Raw genomic sequence first — 13881 nt, forward strand, 5'->3', positions numbered from 1 at the left:
TTTTACACGCGCCGCACCATCAATCAATTGCCGCAACCATTTTATTCGAAAACGATGGCCGGCGCCTCGTCCGCCGCGTTCTGCATTGCAGCTTCCAGATGGGTCCGCACCTTTTCAGCAATCTTCCTGTAAACCTTGGCCTGTACTCCGTCCGGGTTGGACGCAACGACCGGGGTCCCGGCATCCGAGGTCTCGCGAACATCCATGGTCAACGGCACCTCGCCAAGGAAGGGCACACCCAGCCGCTCCGCCTCCGCCTTCGCGCCACCATGGCCGAAAATGTCATAGCGCCTGCCCGTGTCGGGGGCCACGAAATAGCTCATGTTCTCGACAATGCCGAGCAGTGGCACATCCACCCGCTTGAACATGTTGAGCCCCTTGCGTGCGTCGATCAAGGCCAGATCCTGCGGTGTGGAAACGATCACCGCACCGGCCAGCGGCACCTGCTGCGCCATGGTGAGCTGCGCGTCTCCCGTGCCGGGTGGCATGTCGACCACGAGCACGTCGAGTTCGCCCCAGGCAACATCCCGCAGCATCTGGCGAAGGGCCGAGACGACCATCGGCCCGCGCCAGATCATCGGCGTCTCTTCCTCCACGAGGAAACCCATGGACATGACCTTCACGCCGAACGCCTCCATTGGCTTCAGCGTTTTGCCATCGGCGGTTTCCGGCTTGCCCTTCAACCCCAGAAGGCGCGGCATGGAAGGTCCGTAAATGTCCGCGTCGAGAATGCCGATCTTCAGCCCCAGCGCCTTCAGTCCCAGAGCCAGATTGACCGCCGTTGTCGACTTGCCGACGCCACCCTTGCCGCTCGCCACAGCTATGATCGCCTTGATTCCCGGCACATCCTGCTTGGCCGGTTGCTGGCCGGCCTGAGCGGCAGGTCCGCCCGGCGCGGGACGTTGCGGAGCAGGCTTCGGGCGTGGCGGCAGTGTGGTGCCCATGCCGCCGCCCGCTTTTTCCGCCGTCAGCGCGACCATCGCGCCCTTGACGCCTGGAAGCGATTTCACCGCGTTCTCCGCCGCCTGACGCAAAGGTTCCAGTTCCTGCGCGCGTTTTGCCGGAACCGTGATCGAGAAGAAAACCTTGCCGTCTGCGATAAAGATCTCGGAAACCAGCCCCCGCGAAACAATATCGCCTTCCAGGTCCGGCCCCTTCACGGACCGCAAGCGGTCGATGACGGTCTGTCTGTCGAGAGTCATGTGCACGTGCCTTTGCGTTTTCCTTCAGATAATGCAGATGAGCGCGCGGGCCAAGAGAGGCAAAATGGCCACCCGTCATTGCGTGTCTTGCACGTTGCCGGTCGCGCATCAGCGATGTAGCGTCACGCCATGATCGACAAGCTGGAATTTTTCATCGCGCTCGCCAGGGAGCAGCATTTCGGGCGGGCTGCCGCCGAGCTCGGCATCACGCAGCCCACCCTCTCTGCCGCCATCAAGCAGCTTGAGGACCAGCTTGGTGTTATGCTGGTCCAGCGCGGCTCACGCTTTCAGGGCCTGACGCCGGAAGGCCAGCGCGTGCTGGAATGGGCGCGGCGCATCGTTGGCGACACACGCACCATGCGTGCCGAGATGAAGGCCGCGCGGCGCGGTCTTGCCGGCCATGTGCGCATCGCTGCCATTCCCACGGCGCTTGCCATGCTGCCCGAGCTCACCACGCCCTTTCGTGAAAAACACCCGGATGTCACCTTCTCCATCATCTCACGCACCTCGCTGGAAGTACTCTCGCTTCTGGAGAATTTCGAGATCGATATCGGCATCACCTATCTCGACAATGAGCCGCTCGGTCACGTGGCCTCCGTGCCGCTTTATTCCGAGCGCTATCAGCTCATCACCGCCGCCACAAACCGTCTCGCAGACCGCGATACGGTGACATGGAAGGAGGTGGCCGAACTGCCGCTCTGCCTTCTCACGCCCGACATGCAGAACCGGCGCATCATCAACAAGCATCTGGAAGAGGTGGGCGCGACAGCGCACCCCACGCTCGAATCCAATTCGATGATCGTGCTCTTCTCCCATATCCGCACCGGCAAATGGGCCTCCATCATGCCGCTTAATCTGGCCGAGGTCCTTGGCTTTGCCGAGCCGATCCGCGCCATCCCCATCGTCGAGCCGGATGCCAGCCATCTCGTCGGGCTGGTGGCGGTCAAGCGCGAGCCACACACCCCGCTTGTCTCCGCATTGCTATACGAAGCAAGGCAGCTCGCCGAACGCTACGATCTGCAACGATAGATTTTTTCTATCGTATGACGAATATGCTATATTGATCCTTCGTGGAGGATTTGTTCCCCTTCAGAACGAGCATCGTTAGGGAGGGCGCTGCGAGATGCAGCAAGCACGTACCGAAATTGCGTCCGCCGTCGAGCCGATCATCGATCGGTGGAAAGACGAAGAGGGCCCGTTATTACCCATTCTCAATGGGATTCAGCGGGAACTCGGTCATGTGCCGCGCGAGAGTCTCCCCATTATCGCCGAAGCGCTCAATCTTTCACGGGCCGAAGTCTATGGCGTTGTCTCGTTCTATCACGACTACCGCGAAAAGCCGGCTGGCCGTCATGTGCTGAAGCTTTGCCGGGCCGAAGCCTGCCAGTCCATGGGCGGCGATGCGGTGGCCGAGAAGCTGCAGAATCTGCTCGGCATCAAGTTTCATGAAACCTCTGCCGATGGCGCGGTGACGCTGGAGCCGGTCTATTGCCTTGGCCTTTGCGCCTGCGCCCCATCCGCCATGCTGGATGGCGAGGTGATTGGCCGCATCGATGATGCGCGGGCCGAGGAGATCGCTGCGGAGGTGCGGGCATGAGCGTGAAGATCTACATTCCGCGCGATGCCGGTGCGCTGGCGCTGGGCGCCGAAAAGGTCGCTGCCGCCGCGCGTGAGGAAATCGAAAAACGCGGTCTGGACGCGAAGATCGTCCGCAACGGCTCGCGCGGCATGTTTTGGCTCGAACCAATGGTCGAAGTGGAAACCGCCGAGGGCCGCGTGGCCTATGGGCCGGTGAAGCCCGGCTACGTGGCAGGCCTGTTCGATGCCGGCCTGATCGAAGGCGGCGCACACGACCTCCGCCTCGGCAAGCCCGAGGAAATCCCTTTCCTTGCCAAGCAAACCCGATTGACCTTCGCGCGCTGCGGCATCATCGATCCAGTCTCGCTTGAAGATTATGAGGCGCATGGTGGTCTTCGCGGCCTGCGCAACGCGCTGGCAAAAACTCCGCTCGGCATCGTCGAGGAAGTCACCGAATCCGGCCTGCGTGGCCGTGGCGGCGCGGGCTTCCCGACCGGCATCAAGTGGAAGACGGTGCACGACACCGAGGCCACGCAGAAATACATCGTCTGCAACGCCGACGAAGGCGATTCGGGCACCTTCTCCGATCGCATGATCATGGAAGGCGATCCCTTCGTGCTCATCGAGGGTATGGTGATTGCCGGCATCGCCGTGGGCGCGACCAAAGGCTATGTCTATCTGCGCTCGGAATATCCCAATGTGCACAAGATACTGAACGAGGCCATCGACGCCGCCCGCGCTGCCGGCATACTCGGCAAGAGCGTGCTCGGCTCGAAATACGCCTTCGACATGGAAGTGCGCGTGGGTGCCGGTGCTTATGTCTGCGGTGAGGAAACGGCGCTGCTCGACAGTCTGGAAGGCAAGCGCGGTCAGGTCCGCGCCAAGCCGCCGCTGCCGGCCCATGAGGGTCTGTTCGGCAAACCGACCGTCATCAACAATGTGATCTCGCTCGCCTCCGTGCCGATCATTCTCGACAAGGGCGGTGCCTATTACCGCGATTTCGGCATGGGCCGTTCGCGCGGCACTATTCCGATCCAGATCACCGGCAATGTGAAGCATGGCGGGCTGTTCGAGACTGCCTTCGGCGTTACCCTCGGCGAGCTGGTGGACGATATCGGCGGCGGCACCGCCACGGGTCGCCCCGTGCGCGCCGTGCAGGTGGGTGGTCCGCTCGGCGCTTACTGGCCGCGCGACCTGTTCGACACGCCCTTCGACTACGAGGCGTTCGCCGCCAAGGATGGTCTCATTGGTCATGCCGGCATTGTGGTCTTCGACGACACGGTTGATCTCTTGAAGCAGGCACGCTTCGCCATGGAGTTCTGCGCCGTGGAAAGCTGCGGCAAGTGCACACCCTGCCGCATCGGCTCGACGCGCGGCGTCGAGGTGCTCGACCGGCTGAAGCAGGGCATCGCGCCCGAAGAGCAGATCGAGACCGTGACCGATCTCTGCAACACGATGAAGTTCGGATCGCTGTGCGCGCTGGGCGGCTTCACGCCCTACCCTGTCATGAGCGCGCTGACCCATTTCCCGGAAGATTTCCGCCCCGCGCCCGTGCGCGAAGCGGCGGAGTAGGAGGACACCATGTGTGGAACCGACAAGCGTTTCGTAGAAGAAATCGACTACGGCACCCCCGCTGTCCGCTCTGAGAAGACCGTGACCCTGACCATCGACGGCCAGTCTGTCACCGTTCCGGAAGGCACGTCGATCATGCGCGCCGCGCGCGAGGCCGGCATCGCCGTGCCGAAGCTCTGCGCCAACGACATGGTGAAAAGCTTCGGCTCCTGCCGCCTCTGCCTGGTTGAGATCGAGGGCAAGGGCGGCACGCCGGCTTCCTGCACCACGCCGGCCATGGACGGCATTTCCGTCAACACCCAGACCGACCGCCTCAACACCATCCGCCGCGGCGTGATGGAACTCTACATGTCCGACCATCCGGAAGACTGCGCGGCCTGCGCCGCAGGCGACTGCGAGATGGCGAATATGGCCGAGAGCGTCGGCCTGAAGCAGAATCGCTATGGCGATGACGGCGCAAACCACCTTGCGCCCTCGCCCATCGGTGAGCATGGAGTGAACTTCAAGGAACTGGACGTTTCCAACCCCTATTTCGCTTACGATCCGGCGAAGTGCATCGTCTGCTCGCTGTGCGTTCGCGCCTGTGAGGAACAGCAGGGCACCTTTGCGCTCACCGTGGAAGGACGTGGCTTTGAAAGCCGCATCACCGCCGGCATGGACGAGCCCTTCCTGCAGTCGGAATGCGTGTCCTGCGGCGCCTGCGTGCAGGCTTGCCCCACCGGCGCGCTTCAGGAAAAATCCATCATCGAGATGGGCATGCCCGATCACTCCGCCGTCACCACCTGCGCCTATTGCGGTGTCGGCTGCTCGTTCAAGGCCGAGATGAAGGGCGAGGAAGTCGTCCGCATGGTGCCCTACAAGGATGGCAAGGCCAATCGCGGCCATTCCTGCGTGAAGGGCCGCTTCGCCTATGGCTACGCCACCCACAAGGACCGCATCCTCAATCCGATGATCCGCGAGAAGATCACCGACCCGTGGCGCGAAGTCTCGTGGGAAGAGGTCTATGCCCATATCGGCACCGAGATCGGCCGCATCCAGAAGAAGTATGGCCGGGGATCGGTCGGTGGCATCACCTCGTCGCGCTGCACCAATGAAGAGACCTATCTCGTGCAGAAACTGGTGCGTCAGGTCTTCGGCAACAACAATGTCGACACCTGCGCCCGCGTCTGCCACTCGCCCACGGGCTATGGCCTGAAGACCACGTTCGGCACCTCCGCCGGCACGCAGGATTTCGATTCGGTCGAACATTCCGATGTGGTTCTGGTGATCGGCGCAAACCCGACCGACGGGCATCCCGTGTTCGCCTCTCGGCTGAAAAAGCGCCTGCGCGAAGGCGCGAAGCTGATCGTCCTCGACCCACGCCGCATCGACCTCGTGCGCACGCCCCATGTGGAGGCAAGCTATCACCTGCCGCTTCGCCCCGGCACCAATGTTGCCGTGCTGACTGCCCTTGCCCATGTGATCGTTTCCGAAGGTCTGTTTGATGAACCCTTCATCCGCGAGCGCTGCGACTGGGACGAGTTCCAGGACTGGGCGAGCTTCGTGCTCCAGCCGGAAAACAGCCCCGAGGCCATCGAAAAGATGTCCGGCGTTTCGGCCGAGCTGATCCGCGGTGCTGCACGCCTCTACGCAACGGGCGGTAACGGCGCGATCTATTACGGCCTCGGCGTCACCGAGCACAGCCAGGGCTCCACCACCGTCATGGCCATCGCAAACCTTGCCATGGCCACTGGCAATATCGGCCGGCCGGGCGTGGGCGTGAACCCGCTGCGCGGCCAGAACAACGTGCAAGGCTCCTGCGACATGGGCTCGTTCCCGCACGAGATGCCGGGCTACCGCCACATCTCCGAGGATGCGACCCGTGCGATCTATGAGAGCTTGTGGGGCGTGAAGCTCGACAATGAGCCGGGCCTGCGCATTCCCAACATGCTCGACGCCGCTGTCGATGGCTCCTTCAAGGCGCTTTACGTGCAGGGCGAGGACATTCTCCAGTCCGATCCCAACACGCATCATGTGGCCGCCGGTCTGGAAGCGATGGAATGCGTCATCGTTCACGATCTCTTCCTGAACGAGACCGCCAACTACGCTCATGTGTTCCTGCCGGGCTCGACCTTCCTTGAGAAGGACGGCACCTTCACCAATGCCGAACGCCGCATAAACCGCGTTCGCAAGGTGATGGAGCCCAAAAACGGCTATGCCGACTGGGAGGTCACGCAGGAGATGGCCCGCGCGCTGGGCCAGAACTGGAACTACACGCATCCTTCCGAGATCATGGCCGAAATTGCGGCCACCACGCCAAGCTTTGCCGGCGTGACCTACGAGCTTCTGGAAAAGGAAGGCTCGGTGCAATGGCCGTGCAACGAAAAGGCTCCCACCGGCACACCCGTCATGCATATGGACGGCTTTGTGCGCGGCAAGGGCAAGTTCGTGCGCACCGCCTATGTGGCCACCGACGAAAAGGTCGGTCCGCGGTTCCCGCTGCTGCTCACCACCGGGCGCATCCTCTCGCAATACAATGTCGGTGCACAGACCCGCCGCACGGAGAATGTCGTCTGGCACGACGAGGATCTGCTTGAGATCCATCCCTTCGACGCCGAGACACGCGGCATCCGCGAGGGTGATTGGGTGAAGCTCAAGAGCCGCTCCGGCGAGACCAGCCTGCGCGCCACCATCACAGAGCGCGTTGCACCGGGCGTCGTCTACACCACCTTCCACCACCCGGCCACGCAAGCCAATGTGGTGACAACCGAATATTCCGACTGGGCCACCAACTGCCCCGAATACAAGGTCACGGCGGTGCAGGTCTCACCCTCCAACGGCCCGACCGAGTGGCAGGAAGACTACGAAGAACACGCCCGCCAGAGCCGCCGCATCGTGCATGTGGAGGCAGCGGAGTAGGGTGATGTTTGCTGGCGGTGGTGTGATCAGGGATGCGCCAACCTATCGGCCCCCTTCTCCCCGTGTGCGGGGAGAAGGTGAGGATGAGGGGCGAGCGCCACCCGTTGATGAGATCGCCGCTTCGAAATGTGATCGTCAGACGTTGACGCTCGCCCCTCAACCCCCTGCCGGGACCTTCTCCCCGCCCACGGGGAGAAGGGCGCCTTCGTCTCGGCTGTCGCCCAATCTCCGGTCAGGCGCCGAAGGGGCCATCCGGTCATGACTAACCCTCCCGCCACAGCCCGCGTTTCAAGAACGGCCCGCCGCACCGGCGGAACGAAGGTCACCCCGCGCACCGTTCCCGAGGAGACGCCCATCGCGCTTTCCTATGGCGGCACCACCCATGCGGTTATGATGGCAACACCTGCCGACCTTGAAGACTTCGCCCTCGGTTTCAGCGTCACGGAAGGGATCGTTTCCAGCGCCGAAGAGATCGACTCCATCACCGTGCAGGAACTCGGGCCGGGCATCGACCTGCAGATCCGGCTGCACGACACCGCCAACACGCGCTTCGAGGCGCGGCGCAGGCGGCTTGCCGGTCCGGTCGGTTGTGGCCTTTGCGGGATCGAGAGCATCGAAGAGGCGATGCGCTCCGTGCCGGAAACAGCCTCGGAGCAGCGTTTTACGGCTGCCGGGATCACCGGTGCTGTCGGCGAGCTTTATGAATTTCAGGAACTCCACAAGGCCACCGGCGCTGTCCATGCAGCCGGCTTCTATATCCCCGGCAAGGGCATTGTTGCCGCGCGGGAAGACGTCGGTCGGCACAACGCGCTCGACAAGCTGGCTGGCGCGCTGGTGAAGGCTGGCATTGATTGCAGCACAGGCGCGGTGATCGTCACCTCGCGCGTCTCGGTCGAGATGGTGCAGAAAACTGCCGCCATCGGCGCGCCGCTCATTGCCGCCGTTTCAGCGCCCACAGCCCTTGCCATCCGTACGGCGGAAACCGCCGGCATGACCCTCGTCGCCCTCGTGCGCGGTGAGGAGTTCGACATTTTCACCCATCCCGAACGCGTGAGTATTGGAGCGGCCAGACATGTCGCATGAGGAAAAGTTCAAATCCGGCGACGAGCATCTCGTCTACATGGCCAACCAGATCGCGACGTTCTTTACCTCGCAACCTGAAGCGGAACGGGTGGCGGGTGTCGCCGATCACATCAACAAGTTCTGGGAGCCGCGCATGCGTGGCCGCCTGTTCGAGATCATCGAGATGGGTGGTGACGGGCTTTCCCCGCTCGTTCTGGAAGCATCGCAAGCGATCAATCGGCCCAAGGCCGCCTGATGTCAGCCGACCGGCTGGTTCTCTACCGCCCAATGCAACGGGAACATGGGATCAAACACGGTGATCGTACCGTCTGAGCTGTAGACGGATTTGGGGAACTCCACCGGCTCATCACGGCGCACCAGTGTGATCGTGTCTTCATTGGCAGGCAGACCGTAATAGGCAGGGCCGTTGAGGGAGGCGAAGGCCTCCAGCCTGTCCAGCGCGCCCTCTTCCTCGAACACATGCGCCAGGCAGGACATGGTGTTGATGGACGTGAAAATGCCGGCACAACCGCAGGCCGATTCCTTGGCCGGGTCGAGATGCGGTGCCGAATCGGTGCCGAGGAAAAAGCGGCTGTCGCCCGATGTCGCCGCCTTGCGCAGCGCCAGCCGGTGCTCCTCGCGCTTGGCGACGGGCAGGCAGTAGTAGTGTGGGCGAATGCCGCCAGCCAGAATGGCGTTGCGGTTGATGATCAGATGATGCGTGGTGAGTGAGGCGGCGAGGTTCTTCTTCGCACTTTGAACATAGTCGACCCCGTTTTTCGTGGTCACATGCTCCATGATCACCTTCAGCTCGGGCAGACGCTCACGCAGCGGATTAAGAACCCGCTCTATGAAGACGGCCTCGCGGTCGAAAATGTCGATGGAGGCGTCCGTCACCTCGCCATGCACGCACAGCGGCAGGCCAATCTCGGCCATGCGCTCCAGCACCGGCTGCACCTTCATGAGATCGCGCACGCCGCTCTGGGAATTGGTCGTCGCACCTGCCGGATAGAGCTTCACCGCGGTGATGTGCCCGTCGCGGTGGCCGGCGGCGACGTCATCCGCATCCGTCTGCTCGGTCAGGTAAAGCGTCATAAGCGGCGTGAAATCATGCCCCTCGGGCTTTGCCGCCATGATGCGGTCGCGGTAGGCGAGCGCGTCCTTCACCGTCACCACCGGCGGCACCAGATTGGGCATGATGATCGCGCGGGCGAAATCGGCGGAAGAATGCGGCAGCACCGCCTCCAGAACCGCGCCATCGCGCAGATGCAGATGCCAGTCGTCGGGGCGGCGGATGGTCAGGGTTTTCACGGAACGTCTACTCCGGAGAGGGGAAAAATCGGTGCGCACGATCTGCGCTTCCCTTTCCTTCGCCCATGCCGCCATGGATTTCAAGGGTGTGTCAAAGAGACGGGCGCCGGGCCGCGCCGGGGAGGAGGCCGGCGCGGCGCTGCCTCACGCCACCTGATAATCAGGCGCGGAGCGCAGATAGCGTGCATAGGCATCGGCATCCGGAGGCGAGAGATTTTCCGCCAGCGGGTTGCGGCGTTTCACGCGCGCGCCCATGTCGTCGATCAACTCGTCGAAATGCTTGAAGTGATAGGGCGCCACGCACAGGCCGCCATAGATCTTCGCGGCCGGTCGCTCGTTGCGACGCCAGTGGAGCATCATGTCCATGTTGGCGCGCATTTCCTCCAGGGTCGGTTGCTTCGCCAGTTTTCCGTCCGCGTAGCGCACCAGCCATTCGGCGGCGAGGTCGGCACACAAAACGGTGCAGAACGACGAGTTGAAACCGACAAAGCCGAGATCGGGAATGTCCGGATTGGCAATCAGGCGATAGAGCCGGTACTGCCCGTCCGGCTCCACCAGCTTTTCGCGGTATTCCGCCGGCAGGTAGGGAACACCGAGCTTCCAGCCAACGGCGAGGATCGCCATGTCAGATTTGATCAGCTCGCCCCCGGTCAACCTGATCGCGCCGGGTTCATAGCTCGCGAAGGTACCCTGCACGGCCTTGATGCGCCCTTCTGCCACCATCTCGAAAAAGCCTGGCGTGGCGATGGGAACCGAGCAGTTCACGCCTCCCTCGATGGGCTCTTTCGGCTTCAGCCCGGTCTTGTTGAGCTTGAGCTGTACGGTCAGAAGCGCTTCCAGCGCGCGCCAGTGGGCCCATATGAAGGGGCGGGCAACGGCATGATTGAAGCGGGCGAAGCCGCTCCTGCTCCAGCCTGGAAACATCTTCTCCTGCGCGCGGATATAGAGGATGCGCTTGAAGTTGATCAGCCCGCCGACGAAGTAGGGAATGCGCCAGACCGATTCCAGATAGACGATGGTGACGGAGCGAGCACCCGATTTCACCGCGCTCACGGCAATGTCGGTCGCCGATTTCGAGAAACCGAGGACCGTGACGTTCCTGCCCTTCACCATGGCCGGATCGGTGTATTCGGAAGAGTGGATTACCGTGCCGCCTTCTGCCTCGAACTCCTCCTGGCCAGGATGGGTGAGAATGTTCTTCTCACTGAACTGGCCGGTGCAGACGGCGACAAAATCGAAGGTTTCGCTGGTTTTCTCGCCATTCGCCGTTTCGAGATCGAGCTCCCAGCCGGGTTTGCCATCGTCGCGCCGGCGCATGGCAGAAACGGAGGTGTTGAAGCGGATCAGCGGGCGCAGACCGTGGTCGTCTGCATAGTCCGACAGGTAGGAGAAGACCTGCGGGCCCTTCGGCCATTCGGGAAAATCCTTCGGCATCGCCTTGTCGGTGTACCGATAGAGATCCTTGGGGCTCTGCGTCTGTACATCCGGGTAGGAGCGTGAGGGCTCCCAGACTCCGCCCAGTTCGTGGCTGCGTTCAAGAACGGTCACCCGGTGGCCACGCTTCTTGAAGGAGCGGGCGGCGGCAAGACCGCTGACGCCGGCGCCGATCACGCAGACATGCTTTCGTTTTGTCATGACGTTGTTCCTCCCGTCCGGCAAATTCTGGACGCGCGCCTCCCCGCGCCGCGTGTTGCCACGTCGCCAAAGGTCCCTTGCCGGCCTTGATTGTTATCGGGTCTGTGGGCCGGCTCCCCTGAGGACCCGGCCGAAGCGCCTGGCGCTAGTCGTTTGCTTCCGGCGGCAGGAAATCCACTTCGTGAAGGGCCGAAACCTTCACCACCTCTTCCGGGTCGGTCATGTTGTGTAGCGTCTCGAACAGCGCTTCGAGCTTGCGGGCCGGCGAAACCCAGAAGAGCGCGCGCGCCGGCTTGTCGGACTTGTTGAAATAGCCATGCGGAACGCCGCGCGGCATGCGTACCAGATCGCCCGCCTTCGCCTTCATCCACTTGCCGTCGAGCTTCAGATCCAGCTCGCCTTCCTGCACCAGAATGAACTCTTCCTGCGTGGGATGAACATGAACCGGCACGAACTGGCCCGGGTCGCTGTTGGTTTCAAAGGCAAAGGTGGAATCGCATGTGGCCTTGGGAAAATAGACCTGGCCGAGAATGTTCCATTCCTTGCCGGCATAGCCCTCGCCGTTTGCGGTGACGCCTTTTTCGAGTTCTTTTTCCATGAGTTTCCTCCCTTTTTCACGGAGTTTCATGGTGCCTGGAAGCGCTCCGGGAAAATATCCGGAAACTGAACCAAATATCCGAAAAGCGAAAAAAACAGTCCGGTTTTGGCGAGAAACCAGGACAAATCTTGGAGAAACCAAAACAGCTGCTAAACTCCGGGAATGGTGATCGCCCGGGAGGAGTGGGGCGACCGCCCGTTGTCCAGCCACGCCCTTTTTCAAACGGACGATCTGGACTGTGCACGGGAGAAGGTTGCCCGGAAATTCTGCAACCACCGGCTGGAAGTGGTCGGTGGCGGACGGTTTCGCGCGGTGCAAAACCACCAGCCGGGCCTCCTCGTTTCTCTCAACTATATCAGCTACGGCGCCGATGTTCTGATCGACCCCGGCGCGCTCGAAACCTTCTATCTCATACAGATTCCCATTTCCGGCTGCGCGACGATCAAACACAACCGGAAGGAATTCCTGAGTGATGGCGACAGGGCGGCGCTGCTCAATGCCGACCGCGAAACCTCCATGCGCTGGTGGGCCGGGTGCGAGCAGGTTCTGGTGCAGATCCCCAAAGCCTCGTTCATGGGTTTCGCCGAGCAGCTCTGCGAGCGCCCGCTGCCGGGACCTGTGGTGTTCGATCCGGTGATCGATTTCACCCGGCCGGAACTTGCTTCATGGCGCAATCTGGTCAATGCGATGTTCCGCGCCGCCAACAAGCCCGAAAAGCAAGTGCTGAACCTTTGCGCCGCGTTCCACGAGCAGCGCATTCTCGAGGCGCTCCTGAGACTCCAGCCGCACAATCTCTCCGCTTTCTTTGACACAAGGCAGGAGGCCGCACCACGGCAGGTGAAGCGGGCCGACGCGTTCATCAGGGAGAATGCGCACCGCCCGATCACCCTGACCGACATCGCGGCGGCATCGGGTGTCGGCGTGCGGGCGCTGCAGCTTGCCTACAAGCGCACGCACGGTCTTTCGCCCATGCACGCGCTGACCCTTGAGCGTCTGCGCCGCGTGCGGTTCGATCTGGAAGATGCCCAAGGGGAAATTTCGGTAACGGAAACGGCGCTGCGCTGGGGCTTCAGCCATCTCGGGCGCTTTGCCGCCGACTACCGCAAGACCTTCGGTGAGCGCCCCAGCGAGACCGCCCGCAAAGCCACCTACTGATCTTCTATTTTGCCGCCGGCATCTTCAATGCGGACACCGACGCTTCGCTGTTGTGGACATAGTCATTGGCATCCGGCTGCCGCTGCAGGATGAGGATGAACAGGAAGTCCATCAAAGTGAGCTGCGCGTCGCGCGACGTGATGGCGGAGGAGCGCACCCGTTCCTCGTCGGCCACCGTGTGCAGGCGAATATCGGCAACGCGCATCAGCGGATTCTGCTGCAAGCCGGTAACGGAGATGACGGTCGCGCCGCGCGCCTTTGCCAGCTCGGCAATGCGCACCGTCTCGATGCTGGTCCCGGAATAAGAGAGAGCAAAGAGCACATCCTCTTCGCCCAAAGAGGAGACATTGGCCATCTGCACGTGACTGTCACTGTCATGCAGTGCGTTGCGCCCGAGCTTCTGCAGTTTGTAGGAGAAATCGCGCGCCACCAGCGAGGATGCGCCGACACCGGCAATGTGGATGCGGCGCGCGGCATCCAATGACTCAAGCGCTCGCGCTATCTCCGGCTCGTGATTGGCGGCGATGGTCTGCTGCATGGAGAGAAGCTTGCTTGAGATCAGCTTTTGCGAAATGGTGGCGTGGCTATCGCCGATCTCGATGGTGGAGTGGATCATGCCCGGCGGCACTTGCCATTCCTGCGCCTTGGCCTTGCTGACTGCCAGCTTCAGATCCTGATAGCCCGAGAAGCCGAGTTTCTGGCTGAACTTCACCACGCTCGACTGGCTACGGCCTGTCTCTTCCGCCAGAGCGGCAGAGGAGAGCCTGAGCACACGATCGGGATAGTCGACGATGAACTGGCCGATCTGCCGGTCGGCCGGAGCCATAGTCTCAAGCTGCGCGTCGATGATCTTCAGGACAGACATGGCTT

General features: G+C 62.2%; 12 protein-coding genes. 7 read left to right on the top strand and 5 right to left on the bottom strand.

The window, feature by feature from the left end; all coding sequences use genetic code 11:
• Positions 1 to 41 precede the first annotated feature (41 nt).
• Positions 42 to 1202, bottom strand: coding sequence for an Mrp/NBP35 family ATP-binding protein (locus H7H48_RS11805; RefSeq protein ID WP_229449281.1), 1161 nt, complete (start codon positions 1200 to 1202; stop codon positions 42 to 44).
• Between the two features lie 129 nt (positions 1203 to 1331).
• Here H7H48_RS11805 and H7H48_RS11810 point away from each other — a divergent pair, with 129 nt between their 5' ends.
• The 6 genes from H7H48_RS11810 (at position 1332) to H7H48_RS11835 (ending at position 8568) form a co-directional block, all read left to right on the top strand.
• The gene (locus H7H48_RS11810) at positions 1332 to 2231 is read left to right on the top strand and encodes a LysR family transcriptional regulator (RefSeq protein WP_229449282.1); all 900 of its coding nucleotides are present in this window, start codon (positions 1332 to 1334) and stop codon (positions 2229 to 2231) included.
• Between the two features lie 94 nt (positions 2232 to 2325).
• Complete coding sequence (locus tag H7H48_RS11815; RefSeq protein ID WP_229449283.1) at positions 2326 to 2799, top strand: formate dehydrogenase subunit gamma; 474 nt, start codon at positions 2326 to 2328, stop codon at positions 2797 to 2799.
• Complete coding sequence (locus H7H48_RS11820; protein WP_229449284.1) at positions 2796 to 4352, top strand: NADH-quinone oxidoreductase subunit NuoF; 1557 nt, start codon at positions 2796 to 2798, stop codon at positions 4350 to 4352. Before H7H48_RS11815 ends, H7H48_RS11820 begins: the two co-directional genes overlap by 4 nt.
• Positions 4353 to 4361: 9 nt before the next feature.
• Entirely contained in the window at positions 4362 to 7250 is a 2889-nt protein-coding gene (gene fdhF / locus H7H48_RS11825) for a formate dehydrogenase subunit alpha (RefSeq protein WP_229449285.1), read from the top strand.
• Positions 7251 to 7508: 258 nt separating this feature from the next.
• The gene (fdhD, locus tag H7H48_RS11830) at positions 7509 to 8333 is read left to right on the top strand and encodes a formate dehydrogenase accessory sulfurtransferase FdhD (protein WP_229449286.1); all 825 of its coding nucleotides are present in this window, start codon (positions 7509 to 7511) and stop codon (positions 8331 to 8333) included.
• The gene (locus H7H48_RS11835) at positions 8323 to 8568 is read left to right on the top strand and encodes a formate dehydrogenase subunit delta (protein ID WP_229449287.1); all 246 of its coding nucleotides are present in this window, start codon (positions 8323 to 8325) and stop codon (positions 8566 to 8568) included. Before fdhD ends, H7H48_RS11835 begins: the two co-directional genes overlap by 11 nt.
• Before the next feature lie 2 nt (positions 8569 to 8570).
• Here the strand turns inward: H7H48_RS11835 and pyrC are convergent, their stop codons facing one another.
• From pyrC to H7H48_RS11850, 3 genes are all read right to left on the bottom strand, one after another.
• A complete protein-coding gene (pyrC, locus tag H7H48_RS11840) occupies positions 8571 to 9623 on the bottom strand; it encodes a dihydroorotase (protein WP_229449288.1) in 1053 nt (350 codons plus the stop codon).
• Between the two features lie 144 nt (positions 9624 to 9767).
• The gene (locus H7H48_RS11845; RefSeq protein WP_229449289.1) at positions 9768 to 11258 is read right to left on the bottom strand and encodes an NAD(P)/FAD-dependent oxidoreductase; all 1491 of its coding nucleotides are present in this window, start codon (positions 11256 to 11258) and stop codon (positions 9768 to 9770) included.
• Positions 11259 to 11403: 145 nt separating this feature from the next.
• Positions 11404 to 11856: a cupin domain-containing protein gene (locus tag H7H48_RS11850; protein WP_007008783.1), complete on the bottom strand. Its 453-nt coding sequence runs from the start codon at positions 11854 to 11856 to the stop codon at positions 11404 to 11406.
• Positions 11857 to 12018: 162 nt separating this feature from the next.
• Between H7H48_RS11850 and H7H48_RS11855 the strand changes: the two genes are divergently transcribed.
• Complete coding sequence (locus H7H48_RS11855) at positions 12019 to 13011, top strand: AraC family transcriptional regulator (protein WP_229449290.1); 993 nt, start codon at positions 12019 to 12021, stop codon at positions 13009 to 13011.
• Between the two features lie 4 nt (positions 13012 to 13015).
• Here H7H48_RS11855 and H7H48_RS11860 read toward each other — a convergent pair whose 3' ends face one another.
• A complete protein-coding gene (locus H7H48_RS11860) occupies positions 13016 to 13876 on the bottom strand; it encodes a MurR/RpiR family transcriptional regulator (RefSeq protein ID WP_229449291.1) in 861 nt (286 codons plus the stop codon).
• Positions 13877 to 13881 lie beyond the last annotated feature (5 nt).

It is taken from the genome of Nitratireductor sp. B36 (assembly GCF_020833685.1).
Classification (GTDB): Bacteria; Pseudomonadota; Alphaproteobacteria; order Rhizobiales; family Rhizobiaceae; genus Nitratireductor.

What these genes read in the sequence shown, in the direction of transcription:
- H7H48_RS11815 (WP_229449283.1), top strand. Translation starts at nt 2,326, where the DNA reads ATGCAGCAAGCACGTACCGAAATTGCGTCCGCCGTCGAGCCGATCATC.
- H7H48_RS11820 (WP_229449284.1), top strand. Translation starts at nt 2,796, where the DNA reads ATGAGCGTGAAGATCTACATTCCGCGCGATGCCGGTGCGCTGGCGCTG.
- H7H48_RS11845 (WP_229449289.1), bottom strand. Translation starts at nt 11,258, where the DNA reads ATGACAAAACGAAAGCATGTCTGCGTGATCGGCGCCGGCGTCAGCGGT.
- H7H48_RS11835 (WP_229449287.1), top strand. Translation starts at nt 8,323, where the DNA reads ATGTCGCATGAGGAAAAGTTCAAATCCGGCGACGAGCATCTCGTCTAC.
- H7H48_RS11850 (WP_007008783.1), bottom strand. Translation starts at nt 11,856, where the DNA reads ATGGAAAAAGAACTCGAAAAAGGCGTCACCGCAAACGGCGAGGGCTAT.
- fdhD (WP_229449286.1), top strand. Translation starts at nt 7,509, where the DNA reads ATGACTAACCCTCCCGCCACAGCCCGCGTTTCAAGAACGGCCCGCCGC.
- H7H48_RS11805 (WP_229449281.1), bottom strand. Translation starts at nt 1,202, where the DNA reads ATGACTCTCGACAGACAGACCGTCATCGACCGCTTGCGGTCCGTGAAG.
- H7H48_RS11855 (WP_229449290.1), top strand. Translation starts at nt 12,019, where the DNA reads ATGGTGATCGCCCGGGAGGAGTGGGGCGACCGCCCGTTGTCCAGCCAC.
- H7H48_RS11810 (WP_229449282.1), top strand. Translation starts at nt 1,332, where the DNA reads ATGATCGACAAGCTGGAATTTTTCATCGCGCTCGCCAGGGAGCAGCAT.
- H7H48_RS11860 (WP_229449291.1), bottom strand. Translation starts at nt 13,876, where the DNA reads ATGTCTGTCCTGAAGATCATCGACGCGCAGCTTGAGACTATGGCTCCG.
- fdhF (WP_229449285.1), top strand. Translation starts at nt 4,362, where the DNA reads ATGTGTGGAACCGACAAGCGTTTCGTAGAAGAAATCGACTACGGCACC.